Raw genomic sequence first — 16876 nt, 5'->3', positions numbered from 1 at the left:
GCGGTATCGTGGCGGGATGTCAATCGCGGCACCGGGTGACGCTCGTCACGGATCCGGATCCGGATCCGGGGACGAGCTCACCATCGACCGGCTCGCCGCGCGGGTCGGCATGACGGTGCGCAATGTGCGGGCGTACGCATCCCGCGGGCTGCTCCCGCCGCCCCGGCTGGTCGGCCGGACCGGCTACTACGGGGCGGCGCACGTCGCCCGGCTCAACCTGGTCCGGCAGCTGTTCGACGAGGGCTACACCCTGGCCGCCGTCGCCCGGCTGCTCCGGCACGCACCGGCCGACGCGAGCGCCGCGGAGCTCGCGGCCATGCGGGCCGTCGTCACCCCGTGGCTGCCCGACGAGCCGGAGGAGATCGAGACCGCCGCGCTCGCCGAGCGGGCCGGCACCGCCCCCGACGAACGAGCGCTAGACACCCTGGTGAAGCTCGGCGTGGTGGAGCGCGCCGGCCCGGGGCGGGTGCGCGTCCTCAACCCGTCGCTGCTCGCCGCGGGGCAGCAGGTGGTGCGGCTCGGGTTGCCGCTGGAGGCGGTGCTCGCGACCCAGCTCAAGGTCACCCGGCTGGCCGAGCGGGCCGCGACGCTCTACGTGGACCTGGTCCGCGACACGGTCTGGCGCGAGTTCGTCGACGCCGGTCGCCCGGAGGAACGCTGGGCGGGGATCGGTTCGGTAATCGAGATCATCCAGCCGCTGGCCGGGCAGGCGCTGCTCGCCACCTTCCGGGCGGCGATGGCCGAGGCGGTCGAGACCGCCCTCGGCGAGGAGGCTCCCGGCCCATCCGTCGAGGCCGCCGACTCCGCCTGATCAGTCGGTGAGATCCCGGACCACGGCGTCGGCCAGCAACCGGCCGCGGACGGTGAGCACCGCGCGGCCGTCCGCCAGGGCGACCGGGTCGAGCAGGCCGTCGGCGGCGGCCCTGATCGCGCCGCGGCGGCCGGTCGCAGACAGCTCGCCGAGGGGCAGCCCTTCCACGATCCGCAGGCCGAGCATCACCCGTTCGAGCTGCCGAGCCCCCGGGTCGAGGATCTCCCGGGCGGCGGCCGGACTCCGGCCGGCCCGGGCCAGCTCCGCGTACGCCGACGGGTGCCGGACGTTCCACCACCGGACGCCGCCCACGTGGCTGTGCGCCCCTGGTCCGAAACCCCACCAGTCGGCGCCGGACCAGTAGCCGAGGTTGTGCCGGCACCGGGCGTCCCGGGAGCCGGCCCAGTTCGACACCTCGTACCAGCGCAGACCGGCCGCGGACAGGACCTCCTCGGCGAGCAGGTACCGGTCGGCGAGAACGTCGTCGTCCGGCCCGGCCAGCTCGCCACGGCCGATCCGGGCGGCAAGCCGGGTGCCTGGCTCGACGGTGAGCGCATACGCGGAGACGTGATCCGGCGCGGCGCTCAGCGCGGCGTCGAGCGAGCCGCGCCACTCTGCCGCGGTCTCCCCCGGCGCGCCGTAGATGAGGTCGAGGCTGAGCTGCCCGATCCCGGCCGCCCGGGCGTCGGCCACCGCCTCGACCACCCGGCCGGGGGTGTGCACCCGGTCGAGCGCGGCCAGCACCCGCGGGCTGGCCGACTGCATACCCAGGGAGAGTCGGGTCACCCCGCCGGCTACCAGCCGGTCGAGGTAGGCCCGGTCCAGCGACTCGGGATTGGCCTCGACGCTGACCTCGACGTCGCCGGCCAGCCCGAACGACGCCCCGAGCGCGTCGAGCAGCGCGACGATGTCGTCGGCGGGGAGCAGCGACGGGGTGCCGCCGCCGAAGAAGACCGTGCCCACCGGACCCGGGAAGCCGTCGAGGACCCGCCGGGCCAGGGCCAGCTCGGCTTCGACGAGCGGCCGGTAGCTGGCCGGCGAGACGCCCCCGCCCAGTTCGCTCGCCGTGTAAGTGTTGAAGTCGCAGTAGCCGCAGCGTGCCGTGCAGAACGGGACGTGCACGTAGACGCCGAACGGCCGCCGGCCGAGCTGCTCCCGGGCCGGGCCGGGCAGCGTGCCGTCAGGCGGGGCCGGTTCGCCTTCGGGCGGGCGGCTCAAGCCGAGCTGTCGGGGTTGGTGGACAACGCCGCGATGAAGGCCTCCTGCGGTACCTCGACCCGGCCGATGGTCTTCATCCGCTTCTTCCCCTCCTTCTGCCGCTCGAGCAGCTTGCGCTTGCGGGTGATGTCCCCGCCGTAGCACTTGGCGAGGACGTCCTTGCGGATCGCCCGGATGTTCTCGCGGGCGATCACCCGCGAGCCGATCGCCGCCTGGATCGGCACCTCGAACTGCTGGCGCGGGATGAGCTCGCGCAGCCGCGCGGTCAGCGCCACCCCGTACGCGTAGGCCTTGTCCTTGTGCACGATGGCGCTGAACGCGTCGACCGGCTCGCCCTGGAGCAGGATGTCGACCTTGACCAGCTCGGCCGGCTCGTCTCCGACCGGCTCGTAGTCGAGGGAGGCATAGCCCCGGGTCCGCGACTTCAGCGTGTCGAAGAAGTCGAAGATGATCTCGCCGAGCGGCAGCCGGTAGCGCAACTCGACCCGATCCGCGGACAGATAGTCCATCCCTTCGAGCAGGCCCCGGCGGGACTGGCAGAGCTCCATCACGGCACCGACATACTCACTCGGTAGCAGGAGCATGGCCTTCACCACCGGCTCCCGGACCTCGGCGATCTTGCCTTCCGGCCAGTCGCTCGGATTGGTGACCACGAGCTCCTCGCCGGTCTCCAGGTGCACCGCGTAGACGACGTTCGGTGCGGTGGAGATGAGCGAGAGGCCGAACTCGCGTTCGAGGCGCTCCCGCACGATCTCCAGGTGCAGCAACCCAAGGAAGCCGCACCGGAACCCGAAGCCCAGGGCGGCGGAGGTCTCCGGTTCGTAGACCAACGACGCGTCGTTGAGCTGGAGCTTGTCCAGGGCGTCGCGCAGCATCGGGTAGTCCGAGCCGTCGAGCGGATACAGCCCGGAGTAGACCATCGGCTTAGGGTCCCGGTAGCCGGCCAGCATCTGGGTAGCCGGCCGGGTCGCGCTGGTCACGGTGTCACCGACCCGTGCCTGTCGAACGTCCTTCACGCCGGAGATGAGGTAGCCGACCTCGCCGACCCCGAGCGAGCCGGTGGCCACCGGCTCCGGCGCGATGACGCCGACCTCCAGGGTCTCGTGCGCCGCCCGGGTCGACATCATGAGGCAGCGGTCGTGAGTGGACAGTCGGCCGTCGACGACCCGGACGTAGCTCACGACCCCCCGGTACTGGTCGTAGATCGAGTCGAAGATCAGCGCACGCGGCGACGCGTCCGGGTCGCCCTGCGGGGCGGGCACCTGCGCGACGACCGCGTCGAGCAAGTCACGCACCCCTTCCCCGGTCTTCGCCGAAACCCGGAACACCTCGCCCGGCCCGCAGCCGAGGATGTGCGCGATCTCCTCGGCGTACTTGTCCGGTTGGGCCGCCGGGAGGTCGATCTTGTTGAGCACCGGGATGACGTGCAGGTCGTTCTCGAGCGCGAGGTAGAGGTTGGCGAGGGTCTGCGCCTCGATCCCCTGCGCCGCGTCGACGAGCAGCACCGCACCCTCGCAGGCCGCGAGCGAACGGGAGACCTCGTAGGAGAAGTCGACATGGCCGGGGGTGTCGATGAGGTGCAGGACGTAGTCGGCGCCGCCGCAGACCCAGGGCAGGCGGACGTTCTGCGCCTTGATCGTGATCCCGCGCTCGCGCTCGATGTCCATCCGGTCCAGGTACTGGGCGCGCATCCGCCGGCCCTCGACCAACCCGGTGACCTCGAGCATCCGGTCGGCGAGGGTGGACTTGCCGTGGTCGATGTGCGCAATGATCGAAAAGTTGCGGATCCGGGCCGGGTCGGTGCCGGCCGGCGCAGTGGCGGGCACGGCCCATCGTCCCACAGCGGGGCCGGTCGAGTGTGTGGACCGCGAGCGGAGCGCGCTGATATCGTGCGTATCCGCGGCTTCGCCTCACACCCGGCCGCTCCCCCGACGACCAACCGAGGTTCCCGCGTGGCCAACATCAAGTCCCAGCTCAAGCGGATCAAGACCAATGAGAAGGCCCGGCTGCGCAACAAGGCGGTCAAGTCGTCGGTGAGAACCGCGGTACGCAAGTTCCGGGAGGCGGCCGACGCCGGTGACCAGGCGGCCAGCCAGGAGTTGCTGCGCGAGGCGTCACGCACCTTGGACAAGGCGGCCAGCAAGGGCGTCATCCATGCCAACCAGGCGGCGAACAAGAAGTCGGCGATGGCGAAGCGAGCCGCCGCGCTCTGATCAGGCTCCGAGCTCCGGCGGCCCCGCGCCGTCGGTGCCACCGCGCAGGAGCAGTCCAGCGAGGGCATCGTTGAGCTTGACGACGATGGCGACCGTCACGGGAAGAGCCACGAGAGTCCACGCGCTGACCACGTCGGCCAGGACGAGCACCGCGGCGGCCGCGAGCGGGGCGTCGGCGAACAGGGCGCGCTGCCAGCCGTTCGGGCGCAGGTGACGCAGGCGCAGGAGCCGCCAATACATCGGAATCCGGCCCGGGGCGGTCACGTGCCGTTCCTCGCAGCCGTGACCGCCAGCACGGCTCGCTCGACGGCGAATCCGGCATCGACCTCGGCGCCCTTGACCGCGGCGTCGGCCGCGGCGACGGCCCGGGCGGCCACGCCCAGCGCTTCCGGATGCCATCCGCGGGCCCAGCCCTGGGCCTTGCGTACCTTCCATACCGGCAGCCGCAGCTCGGCCGCGACGGCCTGGGCGGAACTCGACCGACCGGCCCCGGCGACTTGCGCGATGGTCCGCAGGTTGATCGCAAGTGCGGCGGTCATGCCGGCGGCGGACTGTCCGACGCCGAGCGCCCAGCGCAGCAGCTCGAGGGCACCGGCGAGGTTGCCCTCGACCGCCCGATCGGCGACTGCGAAGCTGCTCGCGTCGGCGCGCCCGCTGTGGTAGCGGGCAACCACCACCTCGTCGACCGAACCTCCGGAGTCCGCTGCCAGCTGGGCCGCCGCGTTGGCGAGGTCCCGCAGGTCGGTGCCGAGGGCGACGAGCAAGGCCTGCGCCGCCTCCCGCGTGATCGTGCCACCGGCGGCGGCAACCTCATCGATCAGGAACCGTTCGCGGTCCTCCGGCCAGCGTGGCTTCGGGCACTCGACGAGTTCGGCGCCGGCCGCTCGCAGGCCGTCGGCGAGGGCCTTCCCGCGGGCCCCCCCGGCGTGCGTTACGACGAGGGCGATGTCGTCGGCCGGCGCGGATGCCTGCCGAAGGATCGCCTCGGCGAGCGGCTTAGCCGCCTGATGCGCGTCTCGGATGACGAGGACGCGGCGTTCGCCGAACAACGACGGCGAGCTGATCTCGTCGAAACGATCGGCGTCGATCCCGGCGGCCGGCAGGTCGACGACATCGGCCGCCGGATCGGCCGCGCGCACCAGGTCGACGATCCGGGACACCGCCCGGGAGACCAGCAGGTCCTCATCACCGAGAACGAGGGTCGCCGGGCTGATCCGCGTCGGCGGGGGCATGGGGGCAGCATCCCACCCGCGGGTCAGCGGCGGGAGACGACGGCGGCGAGCACGCCGGGGCCGACGTGCGCCCCGATCACGGCACCCACCTCGCCGACGTAGAGCGCGTGGAGTGCGGGCAACCGGCCACGCAGCGTTGCGGCGAGCGCGTCGGCCCGGTCCGGGGACCCGAGATGATGCACCGCGATGTCCACCGGACCGGTGCCGGCCGCGTCGACGGCGAGCTCGGCGAGTCGGCCGATCGCCCGGCTTGCGGTGCGCACCTTCTCCAGCGCCTCGATCCCCCCACCGGCCATGTGGAGCAACGGCTTCATCGCGAGTGCCGACCCGAGCAGCGCTGAGGCCTGCCCGATCCGCCCGCCCCGGCGCAGGTATTCGAGGGTGTCGACGTAGAACAGCGTCGTCGTCCGACCGGCGGCGAGCTCGGCCGCGGTGGCCACCTCGTCCAGCGAACGCTCGCCGGCGGCCAGTTCAGCGGCCGCGAGGACGGCGAAACCCAGACCCATCGCGGTGGTCCGCGAGTCGACGACCCGGACCGGGACCGGCGCCGAGCCGGCGGCCTGACGGGCGGACTCCACCGTCCCGGACAGCGCACCGGACAGGTGCACCGAGACCAGCGCCCTCGCCCCGGCCCGCGCCGCGGCCTGGTAGGCGACGGTGAAGTCCTGCGGGCTCGGCCGGGACGTGGTGATCCGGTGGCGGCGGTGGCCCGGCCCGCCGAGCAGCTCGGCGACCTCAGCCGGGTGCACGTCGCGGCCCTCGGCTCCGGATCGGTGGTCGATCACGACCCGGAGCGGTACGACGGCGACGTCGTAGCGCCCGGCGAGCCCGTCCGGCAGGTAGGCGGTGGAGTCGGTGACGACGGCAACCCGACCCGAACCCGACATGTCCGTCACGGTAGCCACCAGCCGCTTCGCCGAGGAATCGGCCGGCCGGAGCGGCTCACCCCCCGGATGGAGCCTGGCTCAATTCGGGGACGATGTTGACCAGCCGCGGGGGGCGGACGATGACGGCGCGGACCGGCCGCCCGTCCAGGGCTCGCTGCACGGCCGGCGACCCGAGGGCGGCCGCGCGCAAGGTCTCCTCGTCGATGTCGGCCGCGACCTCGAGCCGCTCCCGGACTTTCCCGGCCACCTGCACGACGCAAGTAACGGTCAACTCGACCACAAGCGCTGGATCCGGCTCCGGCCAACCGGCTTGGAGCACCGACGGCGAGTTGCCGAGCAGATACCAGGTCTCCTCGGCGGTGAACGGGGCGAACACGGCGAGCATCCGGCTGAGGAAGCCGGCCCCCTCCCGGACGACCGCCGCCTCGTCGGGCCGGTCGAGGGCGCCCGCATCGACGGCGCGCCGGAGCAGGCTGGTGAGTTCCATCAGCCGGGCGATCGCGACGTTGAAACGCTTGCCCTCGGTCAGACCGGTCGCCTCATCGGTCAGCCGATGGACGGCGGTACGAATGGCGGAGTCGCCGCCCGCGGCGGTGGACGCGTCCGATTCCGGTCCCCCCGGGGCGCCGGCCGGGCCGACGTCGACGGCCAGCCGCCAGACCCGGGCCAGCCATTTCCGGGCTCCCGTCGGCGAAAGATCGGCCCAGTCGATGTCGTCCTCCGGCGGACCGGCGAAGAGCATGGTCAGACGGACCGCGTCCGCGCCGTGCCGGCCGATCTCCTCCTGGAGGTCGACCAGGTTGCCCTTCGTCTTGCTCATCGCCTCGCCATCCATGATCACCTGACCCTGGTTGGTCAGCGCGCGGAACGGCTCGGTGAACTCGAGCAGACCCATGTCGTGCAGGGCCTTGGTCAAGAAGCGGGAGTAGAGCAGGTGCAAAATCGCGTGCTCTACCCCGCCGACGTACTCGTCGACCGGGAGCCAGCTTCGGGTGCGGTCGGGGTCGAACGGCTGTCCGGTGTCGTTCACGGAGGGATAGCGCAGGTAGTACCAGGACGAGTCGACGAAGGTGTCCATCGTGTCGGTGTCGCGGGTCGCCGGTTCCGAGCAACGCGGGCAAACGGTGGTGAGCCACGCCTCCGCGGTCTGCAGTGGGGACCGGCCGCCGTCGGGCCGCAGCTGGTAGCCCGAGTCGGGTAGCCGGACCGGCAGATCGGACTCCGGCACCGGCACCGGTCCGCAAGTCGGGCAGTGCACGATCGGGATCGGGCAGCCCCAGTAGCGCTGCCGGGAGATCAACCAGTCGCGCAGCCGGTAGGTAACCGCCGGTTCGCCGTGGCCGTCCCCGGACAGGTGGGCGACGATCCGTGCCTTGCATTCGGCGGTCGGCAGTCCGTCGTAGCGGCCGGAGTTGACCGCCCGGCCTTCGCCGAGGGTCGCGATGCCGGTGTCCGCTGGGTCCGGCTCACCGGTGCCGACCACGGTCCGGACCGGCAGGTCGAAAACCCGAGCGAAGTCCAGGTCACGCTGGTCGTGGGCCGGCACCGCCATGATCGCGCCGGTGCCGTAGTCGGCGAGCACGTAGTCCGCGGCGTATACCGGGATCCGCTCCCCGTTCACCGGATTCGTCGCGTGCCTACCGAGGAAGACCCCGGTCTTGGGCCGGTCGGTCGCCAGCCGTTCGATCTCGCTGGTCGACTTGACCTGGTCGACGTAGGCCTGCAAGGCGCCCCGCTGCTCCTCGGCGCACAGCTCCGCGGCCAGCGGTGCGTCGGCCGCGACGACGAAGAACGTCGCACCGAACAGCGTGTCCGGGCGGGTGGTGAACACCCGGACGGGTTCCGCGTGACCTTCGATCCGGAAATCGACGTAGGCCCCGGTCGAGCGGCCGATCCAGTTTCGCTGCATGGTGAGCACCGGACCGGGCCAGCGGCCCTCCAACTCGGCCATGTCGTCGAGCAGCCGGTCGGCGTAGTCGGTGATCCGGAAGAACCACTGGGTAAGGGTGCGCTTGGTGACCTGCGCGCCGCAACGTTCGCAGTGCCCGGCGATCACCTGCTCGTTGGCCAGCACGGTCTGGTCCACCGGGCACCAGTTCACCGGCGACGCCTTGCGGTATGCGAGACCGCGTTCGAACAACCGGAGAAACAACCACTGGGTCCAGCGGTAGTACTCGGGATCGGAGGTGTGCAGCCTGATCCGCCAGTCGAAGGAGATCCCGAGCCGGCGGAAGGATTCCGCCTGCACCTCGATGTTGTCGTAGGTCCACACGCGGGGGTCGAGCCCGCGCCGGAAGGCGGCATTCTCGGCGGGCAGACCGAAGGAGTCCCACCCGATCGGGTGCAGCACGTTGTAGCCGCGCATCCGGGCGAACCGGGCCACCGCGTCGCCGATCGAGAACGCCTCCGCGTGGCCCATGTGCAGGTCCCCGGACGGGTAGGGAAACATGTCGAGCACGTACCGGCGGGGCCGTGGGTCTTCCGGTCCGGCGGTCTCGTAGAGCCGCAGGTCGTCCCACACCGGCAGCCATCGGTCGACCAGGGCATGCGGGTCGTAGCCGTCGCGGGACCCCGGCTCCGCCGCGGCTGTCGACTCCGTGTCGGTCATCGGGTCCTTCCTCGGTCGATCGGCGCCACGCTAGCCGGGGCTAGCCGAGGGCTAGCCGGGGCATGAAAAAAGCCCTCCGGGGAGGGCTGCCGCACCTGCCGGACGTACCGGGTCAGCGCGGCCCGAGAAGGAGGGTGACGACCGGCACTCGCATGCGCCGACTCTACTCGACTGCGAAGCGGACGCGAGCGGTCAGCCGGGGCGAGCCACGATCCGGACGTCGAGGACACGCAGGTCGGGGTCGGGGAGCCCGCGGAACTCGCCGGCCAGGCGACGGCGATCCAGCGGAATCACCGGCCACCGCTGCGGCTCGTCGGTAACGACCTCGAAGCCGGCGGTGGCGAAGGCGGCGAGCCAGTCCGGATGCCGCATCCGGTTGGTGTAGAACCCGGACCCGGCGATGAGCCTGGACTCCCAGAGGGCGCGGGGGAACCGTAGGTTGTTGAGGCTTTCGGCCAGGTGATCGCGCAGGTCGATGCGGTGCGAGGAGACCCCGTCGGCAGCGCTGACCCGGCGCAGTTCGGCGAGGGTGTCGGCCACCTGCGCGCGGCGGACGTGCTCGAGCACCGCATGCGACCAGACGAGATGCACGCTTGCGGAGGCGATCCCGCGCAGGGAGGCGAGACCGTCGCTGAGGTACGTCGCGTGCAGGCGGTCGAGCATCGCGGGCACCGACCCGGCCGTCTCGACCGTCGGGACCGGCAGCCCCTGCTCGCGCAGGCCGGCGGCCAATCGCGCGTAGGCGCCGAGATCCACGGTCGCGAAGGGGCCGACGTCGACGAGCAGGATCCGGCCGGCGCCGAGTGCGGCCAGCACCAGGGCTGACGCCAGGGAGTCCCCGGGGCCGAGCTCCAGGCAGGTGGCGCCCTCGAGCGGCCGGCCCAGCGCGGCTACGTGCTCGCGGACGACGCCAAGCACGTAGCCGGGATCGTCCATCCGGCCGTGCTCGAACAGCGACAGCTTCTTCCACCACCGGTATGGCACCGGCAGCCGGGCCAGGACCATCTTCGCGACGGCCTTCGCCGGCCAGGGCAGCGCGGCCTTGGTGCGGGCCAGCCGGCTGGGGGACGCTTGCACGAACGCAACGTACCGGCCGCGGTGCGGCATCGACCGCCGCCGGACGGCGCCGACCGGGTGGGTCACTCGGGCAGCTCGTCGAGGACCTCGCGGACGATCTGCGCGAACACCTCCTCCGCGGCACGGGACCCGTCGATGGCGCGCACCGGCAACCGGGCTGACTCCTCGACGTAGAGCTGAGCCTGCTCGCCGAGCTCCGGCAACGTGAACTGGTCGGCCTTGCGCGAGTTGGCGGTCTCCGGCGGGACGACCAGCAGGTAGGACAGCTGCGGTCGGGGGGTCACGATCCGCAGCAGCAGGCGTTGCAGGGCGAACTCGCGCTGCCGCCCGTAGCGGAAGCGCAGCTGCACGTAGGAGTCCAGCAGGTAGCGGTCACAGATCACGTTGCGGCCCCGGCGGGTGTGCCGGCGCACAACCCGCCGATAGGTGAAGGCGTTCGCCAGCGCGACGATGAGTGCCCACGACTGGGTGACGAGGCGGTGATCGACCCGCCGCGGGGCTGGTTGCGGGGCTGGTTGCGGGGCTGGTTGCGGGGCTGGTCGCGGGGCTGGTTGCGGGGCGGGATCGGACGCCGCCCCGGCGGGCTCCGGCCCGGTCGCCGGACCGGGACGCGTGCGGATCGACAGCAGCCGCTTCACCGGCCGGGCGATCGTGTCGAGCCCGGCATTGTGGCTTAGCCGGGCCCACTCGATCACGGTGTCCTGGCCGAGATTGTCCATCGCCGCCCGCAACAGCCTGGCCTGCAGCGACTTCCCGGACCCGTCCAGCCCGGACAGGCTCACGAGCCACCCGGTTGCGCGGTCCGGTCGCTTCATCGGTGACCGGATCCGCGACCTGACCCGGGACCGGACCCGCGAGCGCAGGCGCGGCACGGGGGCGGCCAGCGGCAGCCCGGTGCGCCAGGCGAGCTTGAGCCGCTCGAGGTCCTCCTCGATGCCCCAGCGGGTGGCCCGCAACCACGCGTGCTCCCACCCGTCGGCGTCCGCGCGGAGGGCCATCTCCAAACGGGCCCGCCGATGCCGTGGCAGTGGCACCCCGGGGGTTCCCTTGAGGGTCTGCAGGAGCAGCTCGTGCACCGGACCCGGCACGAACATCCGGGTGTGGCCAGGAAGCGGCAGGGCCGCCGCGAACAGGTCCGCGATCTCCGGCCCCGGAATGCCGAGGCGGTCGGCCGGGACGAGGTCGACGACCTGGAGTTCGCAGTCGCTCACTCGGATCCAACGGGTCGCCGGCCGGTGCACGGAGAAGCCGAGCGTTCGAAGCGCTGCCGCGAACGGAGCGGCGTCTTGCGGGACGCAGACCAGGTCGTAGTCGCGGCCTTCCGGGGGAAGCGAGCCCCACACGATCACCGGTCCCGGGGCCGCCGCGTCCAGCTCGTCCAGCACGCTCGTCACGAGCCCAGCCTCCGGTCGTCGAGCAGCCGCGCGTAGCGGGCGAGCACCGACGGGGTCACGTTGACCAGACGGTCGCCGCCGGCGACGCGGGCCGCGAGCCGGTGCAGCTGGGCACCGTGTTCCCACACCTCTCCGGCCAGCGCGAACAGTGGGCTGTCGACTGTGCTGACCAACCAGCCGGGCCCGCGGCGCAGCCGCAGCCGCCGTTCCGCGGCCTCGATGTCGCCGGCCCGGCGCACCGTGTAGAACGGCGACCAACCATCCCAGTGGCCGGCGGTGAACGGCAGCGCCACGAACCCGTCGCGCCGCCAGAGCACGCGCTGCCGGCCGAAGCCGGCCTTGGTGAACATGTACTCGAGGCCGCAGTCCGCCACGGCAGCTCCGATCCGCGGTTCGAAGGCCCCGGGGCGGCGGCCGTCGAAGGGCCGCCGCTCGCCGAACAGCGCCTCCGCCCCGGCCCGCCGCACGATCTCGCCGGCCAACCGGCGAGCGTGCACTCGGGAGCCACCGCCCCCGGCGGCTTCGGCACCCTCCACGTGAACTTCGGCCCGCCGGGTGAACAGCAACCGTGGATGACCGTCCAGACGCACCGGCGGCGGCACGCTCCGGCGCAGCGGGGTGTCGAGCAGCGGCCACCAGCCACGGGGGCGAAGCGGCGCCGGCAACTCGGCGAAGCTGCGGCAGGCGCTGACCAGCCGATCAGCGAGCACGCCGTCGGGCAGGTCCCATTCCGCCGCGACCCCGTGTCCGGTACTGCCCAGCACGGGCTCGAGCCGACCGAGCAGGCCGCCTCGGTCCACCTCGACGGCCAGCGGAAGCAGCGCGTCGCCGGCCCGGATCGTCTCGGTTGTCACGATCAGCCCGGCCCGCAGCCCGGTGTCCAGAACCAGATCCAGCAACCGGGGGATGGCGTCGACTTCACGGATCATGCCGGCCCACAAGCACAAGGTGACGAGGATCCGACCCTCGTCCGCCCACCCGGCCAGCTCGGCGTCCGCCGGCTCGACGGCCGACGCAATGTCACGGGGCAGCGCCGCCGCCAGCCCGGGTGACGCCTCGAACGGTGGCCCCGGGTCGACGACCTGCAGGCCGTGGCCGAGTCGACCCAGCTCGACGAAGTCGTCGTCGTCGTACTGGCGGCCGAGCACCGGCTCCTCGGCCCGCCGGATGCTGGCGGCGGCCCGCTGCAGGATCGCCCGCTGCGGCCGGCCGTAGAGGGGAATCAGCCGACGGTGCGCGATTCGCGACAGCTGCGCGGCGGTGAGGTCCGGATCGGCCAGCAGCACTCCCGATCCCCAAGCCGCGTAACGCCCCGCGAGGTCGGACGTGAACGACGCGTAGGTGTCGAGAGCCACGTCACCGCTCGGCTGCTCCAGCCGCACGGGGAAGCGTGCGGACCGGGCCGGCTCGGGCCACAGGCCGACGAAACGGTGCACGCCGATGTCGGTCAGCCGGCCCAGCGCATCGGCGTCGGCCGACAGTTCGATCCCGAGGGCCGGCGGGCCGGACAGGAACTCCGGTGCCAGATAGGGAGCCGTCTGCAGTCCGGTCACCAACCGCGGCTCGGCGTCCACGACGTAGACGGTGTCCGGTGGTCGACGATCGAGCCGGCGACAGACCGCCTCGTAGATGGTGGCCGGGTCGTCGGAATCGACCAGAGGCTCCGATCCGGCGTCCGCGAGCGGCCCCCACATGGCGCTGCGGCCGTCGCCGACGACGACCGTCGGGTACTGGCCGGCCAACCGGCACAGCTGGTCGGTGTGGCGCCCACCGGCCAGCGGCGTCCCGCCGGCGAAACCCGGCCGGAGCCCCGAGGTCTCCCCGCCCCCGAAGTGCCGGCCCAGCGCGAGCCGGTCGTAGTAACACTCGAAACGCCAACCGGCCGCGACTGCGAGCGCGGCGAGCGCCGGCCCGACCGCCACCCGCTGCACGTCATCGTTGGCCGTCAGGTAGAGCAGCAGCGAAGGCCTCACCCGGGCGCCCGCACGGCCTGCCACACGTGCCATTTGACCAGCCCGAGCCGGCCGATGCCGGCGACCGGCCGCAGGTCCAGGCGGGCCGCCGCGGCGGCGGTGCGCACCTCGGCGGGCAGGTGGTGGCGGACCTCGGGCCATTCCGGAAGCACGCCACGAGCGGCCATGGTTCGGACCAGACGGCGCGGTCGCCAGTTGACATAGGCCGGGTGGGCCAGCACCCACCAGGGGCGGCCGTTGGTGGTGTCGAAGATCAGCCGGCCGCCGGGCCGGAGCACCCGGGCCAGCTCCCGCAGGGCCGGCTCGAGCTGGCCAACATGGCAGAGCAGGTCGATGGCGACGAGGGCGTCGAAGGCGCCGTCGGCGAAAGGAAGGGAACGCGCGTCGGCCCGGACCACGGCTACCCCGGGGCCGCACCGGGCGCGGGCCAGCGCGAGCATCTCCGCGGACAGGTCGCACATCGTTACCCGGTGTCGGCGACCGAGCGGCTCGGCGATCCGGCCGGGGCCGCCGCCCGCGTCGAGGATCCGAAGGTCGGCGGACTGGGCGAACTCGGCCAGGACCCGGACCCGCTTGCGCGCATAGCTGCGTTGGAACGGGTTCGCGGCGTCATCGGGCTGGAACCAGCGGGCGTAGCCCTGATGGAAGACCTCCGGGCCGAACCGACGCGAACCGGCGGCCGCGGAACTTGCGCCGGCGGCCGCGGCGAGCTCCGCTTCGAGCTGCTCGACGACCCGGCCGATGTCGAAGTCCGCGGCCCGCCGCCGGCCGGCCGCGGCGAGGCGGCGCCCGGTCGGCGGATCGTTGGCCAGCCGGTGCAGCGCACCGGCCAGGGCGGCGACGTCGCCCGGCGGCACAACCAGGCCGGATTCGTCCTCCTCGACGATCTCCACGAGGCCGCCGGCGCGGGACACGACCACCGGCAGCCCGAGCGCCATGGCCTCCACGCAGACGTAGCCGAAGCTCTCCCACAGCGAGGGGACGACCGCGATCTCCGCGCGGGCCGCAACGGCCAGTGCCGTGTCGGGCGGCAGTTCGCCGAGCAGGTGCACCCGCTCGGCGACCGGGGCCACCGCCGCCCGGAACTGCGAGACACTGGGATCCCCGGGGACTTCGCGGCCGATGACGACAGCGTGCAGCTCCGGGTTACGGGCCAGCACGTCGGCCAGCGCCGGGCCGAGGACGGCGATCCCCTTGCGATGTTCGAGCCGACCGACGAAGACGACGAACCGCGCCGGGAGCGCCATCGGGACCGGTCCGCCGGCCGCCCGGCGGACCGCTGCCACGTCGAGCGAGTTCACCACGATGCCCAGCCGCGACTCGGGAAGGCCCCAGTCCCGGCCCACTCGCTCGGCGATGGCCCGGCTCGGGGCGTACACCCGGCGGCTGTGCCGGGCCTGGTCCCGTTCCAACCGGCGCAGCAAAGCGCTGTTCGGGTCTTCGGGGCGGCCGTTGAGCTCTTCGACCAGATAGGTCGGCGTGGCGAGCCGGGTCACCACCGGGATCGACAGTCCGCGCGATACCGCCCAGGCGAGGGCGCCCCACTCGGCGGCGTGGACCACGTCCGGGTGGAACCGCCGGCTGGCGGCGGCCAGCCGGGCCCGGTTCACCAGCAGTTCGGCCCGGCGGTCGGGCAGCCAGCGATACCGGAGGCGCCGGGTGGTCAGCCGGCCCTCGCGGACCTCACTGCTGGACGAGTCGAGGACGAGGACGAGCGTGTCGTGGCCACGATCGGCGAGCGCCCGGGACAGCGCCGCGGTGTTGGTGCCGATGCCGCCGCGGGACGGCGACTCGGGCAGTTCTGAGGTGAGCAGGACGATGCGCATGGTCATGCCTCCGGCGGCACGGCGATGACGGGCGGCGGAGCCGGCCGGGCGGCCCAGCGGGCGAGATGGCAGACCCGGCGAACCAGGCCGCCGAGCCGGTCGCCGGCGGCCGCTTCCAGCCAGTCGAGGTCGGTCGAGGGGAATGGCCGCACGAGAACCGCAGCCACCGCGTAGGCGGCTGTGCCGGCGACCACCCCGGCGGCGACACCGGCGACGCCGCCGACCACCCGCACCGCAACGACCGCCGCTGCCGCGCTCACCCCGGTAGCGAGCAGGCCGCGGGTGATCGCGGGGAACCGCCACTCCACCGGCCCGACGATGCGCACGGCCGCGATGATCTCGAGGACCGCCGCCACCGCCTGGGCGGCGGTGTTCGCCACCGCCGCGCCGAGCGCCGCGTGGCGGGGAATGAGGGCGAGGCAGAGCGCGATGTCCACGACGGTCGCCACCGCTAGACAGCCCATCAGCACCCAGAGCCGGCGCAGCACGTTGAGGATCGACGCGCCGACCCGGGCGACGATGACCAGGGGGATGACCGCGGCCAGGATGACGAGCACCGGGCCGGTCTGGCGGTAAGCGTCGCCGTAGATCAGGCGCAGGGCCTCCGGACCCACCGCGAGCAGGCCGCCGATGATGGGTGGCGTGGCCAACAGAACCAGCCGGGCGGCCCGGCCGACGGCCACCCGGATCCGCTCGTGCTGGCCGGCGCCGAGCATGGCCGCGAGCACCGGGTGCAGCACCGCGGTAATGCCTTCGAGCACGCGCTGGACGGCGGTGGCCGAGGCGTAGGCGATGGAGAACACCGCGATCTGCGCGGCGACCGTGTAGCGGCTGAGGAAGAAGAACTCCGAACGCTGCCAGACCACGTAGGCCAGCAGGGTCTGGGCGGTGGCCAGCCCGGCGAAGCGGAGGATCTCGCCGGTGAGCTCCTCCGGGTCGCCGACGGTGGGGATCAGCTCGCGCACGGTGGCTCGGGACCGGGCCAGCACCCACCCCACGTTGACCGCGACCGCGATCAGTTCGACCCCGAACATGCCGGGGATCCCCCACCCGGCGGCCAGGACCGCCGCCGTGGCCGCGGTGGCGACCACGCCGGTGAGCAGGCCGATAACACCGGCCTGCCGCCAGCGCTGGGCGCCGATGAGGATGGCCGACGGGACGGTCTGCAGGACGGTGAGCCCGCTGGTGGCAGCCGAAAGGATCCAGGCCAGCCGGATCGTCGAGTTGGTGTGGGTCAGGCCGATCGCCGCCAGCCCGGCGAAGTCGGCGACGGCCGCGACCGACTGCAAAACCCACACCCGGCGCAGCGCACCGCGCAGGGCGGCACCCCGACCCATCCCGATGGAGGTCCCGACATAGCGGTACAGGGCGCTGGACATTCCCGAGGACAACGCCAACCCCAGCGAGAGCGACGCGAAGGCGATGAAGCTCTGCTGCCCCATGCCGGTCGGACCTAGGAACCGGGCCGCCACGACCGACGTGGTGAGCAGCAGCAGCGGGGCGGTCAGGTTCGACAGCAGAGTCCACAGCAGGCCCCCGACCGCGTTGCTCCCGGTCGTCCGAGCGAGGAACTCGCTCCCCGGTGACTCCTCGGGCGGGGCCTGGCTCACGAACCCCCTCAAGGTCGGTCTGCTCGC

The 16876-nt window shown here is 72.8% G+C and carries 13 protein-coding genes; 2 read left to right on the top strand and 11 right to left on the bottom strand.

Features of this window, described 5'->3' with window-relative positions:
- The first annotated feature begins 16 nt into the window (after positions 1–16).
- On the top strand, positions 17–811 hold the full coding sequence (locus VNG13_12965) for a MerR family transcriptional regulator (protein ID HVA61429.1): 795 nt from the start codon (positions 17–19) through the stop codon (positions 809–811).
- Here VNG13_12965 and hemW read toward each other — a convergent pair whose 3' ends face one another.
- The gene (gene hemW / locus VNG13_12960; protein ID HVA61428.1) at positions 812–1984 is read right to left on the bottom strand and encodes a radical SAM family heme chaperone HemW; all 1173 of its coding nucleotides are present in this window, start codon (positions 1982–1984) and stop codon (positions 812–814) included.
- Between the two features lie 41 nt (positions 1985–2025).
- Positions 2026–3855: a translation elongation factor 4 gene (lepA, locus tag VNG13_12955; protein ID HVA61427.1), complete on the bottom strand. Its 1830-nt coding sequence runs from the start codon at positions 3853–3855 to the stop codon at positions 2026–2028.
- Between the two features lie 126 nt (positions 3856–3981).
- Between lepA and rpsT the strand changes: the two genes are divergently transcribed.
- Entirely contained in the window at positions 3982–4242 is a 261-nt protein-coding gene (rpsT, locus tag VNG13_12950; GenBank protein ID HVA61426.1) for a 30S ribosomal protein S20, read from the top strand.
- Here the strand turns inward: rpsT and VNG13_12945 are convergent, their stop codons facing one another.
- The 9 genes from VNG13_12945 to VNG13_12905 all read right to left on the bottom strand — a co-directional run bounded on the left by VNG13_12945 (position 4243) and on the right by VNG13_12905 (position 16849).
- Positions 4243–4506, bottom strand: coding sequence for a hypothetical protein (locus VNG13_12945; GenBank protein HVA61425.1), 264 nt, complete (start codon positions 4504–4506; stop codon positions 4243–4245). It lies immediately after the preceding gene.
- Positions 4503–5474, bottom strand: coding sequence for a DNA polymerase III subunit delta (holA, locus tag VNG13_12940; protein HVA61424.1), 972 nt, complete (start codon positions 5472–5474; stop codon positions 4503–4505). The genes VNG13_12945 and holA overlap by 4 nt, the downstream gene beginning before the upstream one ends.
- Before the next feature lie 23 nt (positions 5475–5497).
- Positions 5498–6361, bottom strand: a complete 864-nt coding sequence (locus tag VNG13_12935) for a DegV family protein (protein ID HVA61423.1) — start codon at positions 6359–6361, stop codon at positions 5498–5500.
- 55 nt (positions 6362–6416) lie between these two features.
- The gene (gene leuS / locus VNG13_12930) at positions 6417–8969 is read right to left on the bottom strand and encodes a leucine--tRNA ligase (GenBank protein ID HVA61422.1); all 2553 of its coding nucleotides are present in this window, start codon (positions 8967–8969) and stop codon (positions 6417–6419) included.
- Positions 8970–9161: 192 nt separating this feature from the next.
- On the bottom strand, positions 9162–10046 hold the full coding sequence (locus tag VNG13_12925; protein ID HVA61421.1) for a class I SAM-dependent methyltransferase: 885 nt from the start codon (positions 10044–10046) through the stop codon (positions 9162–9164).
- A gap of 62 nt (positions 10047–10108) precedes the next feature.
- Positions 10109–11440 carry a hypothetical protein gene (locus tag VNG13_12920; GenBank protein ID HVA61420.1) on the bottom strand — a complete coding sequence of 444 codons (1332 nt, stop codon included), beginning with the start codon at positions 11438–11440 and terminating at the stop codon, positions 10109–10111.
- The gene (locus VNG13_12915; GenBank protein ID HVA61419.1) at positions 11437–13413 is read right to left on the bottom strand and encodes a hypothetical protein; all 1977 of its coding nucleotides are present in this window, start codon (positions 13411–13413) and stop codon (positions 11437–11439) included. The genes VNG13_12920 and VNG13_12915 overlap by 4 nt, the downstream gene beginning before the upstream one ends.
- Positions 13410–15245, bottom strand: a complete 1836-nt coding sequence (locus tag VNG13_12910; GenBank protein HVA61418.1) for a glycosyltransferase — start codon at positions 15243–15245, stop codon at positions 13410–13412. Before VNG13_12910 ends, VNG13_12915 begins: the two co-directional genes overlap by 4 nt.
- Positions 15242–16849: a lipopolysaccharide biosynthesis protein gene (locus VNG13_12905; GenBank protein ID HVA61417.1), complete on the bottom strand. Its 1608-nt coding sequence runs from the start codon at positions 16847–16849 to the stop codon at positions 15242–15244. Before VNG13_12905 ends, VNG13_12910 begins: the two co-directional genes overlap by 4 nt.
- Between the last annotated feature and the right edge of the window lie 27 nt (positions 16850–16876).

The organism is Mycobacteriales bacterium (genome assembly GCA_035533475.1).
Classification (GTDB): domain Bacteria; phylum Actinomycetota; class Actinomycetes; order DATLTS01; family DATLTS01; genus DATLTS01.
Note: the sequence above shows the minus strand (reverse complement) of the source record. Positions and strands in the feature narration are given on the sequence as shown.

Coding starts and splice junctions, on each gene's coding strand:
- holA (HVA61424.1), bottom strand. CDS start 5,474: ATGCCCCCGCCGACGCGGATCAGCCCGGCGACCCTCGTTCTCGGTGAT.
- VNG13_12965 (HVA61429.1), top strand. CDS start 17: ATGTCAATCGCGGCACCGGGTGACGCTCGTCACGGATCCGGATCCGGA.
- leuS (HVA61422.1), bottom strand. CDS start 8,969: ATGACCGACACGGAGTCGACAGCCGCGGCGGAGCCGGGGTCCCGCGAC.
- VNG13_12935 (HVA61423.1), bottom strand. CDS start 6,361: ATGTCGGGTTCGGGTCGGGTTGCCGTCGTCACCGACTCCACCGCCTAC.
- VNG13_12910 (HVA61418.1), bottom strand. CDS start 15,245: ATGACCATGCGCATCGTCCTGCTCACCTCAGAACTGCCCGAGTCGCCG.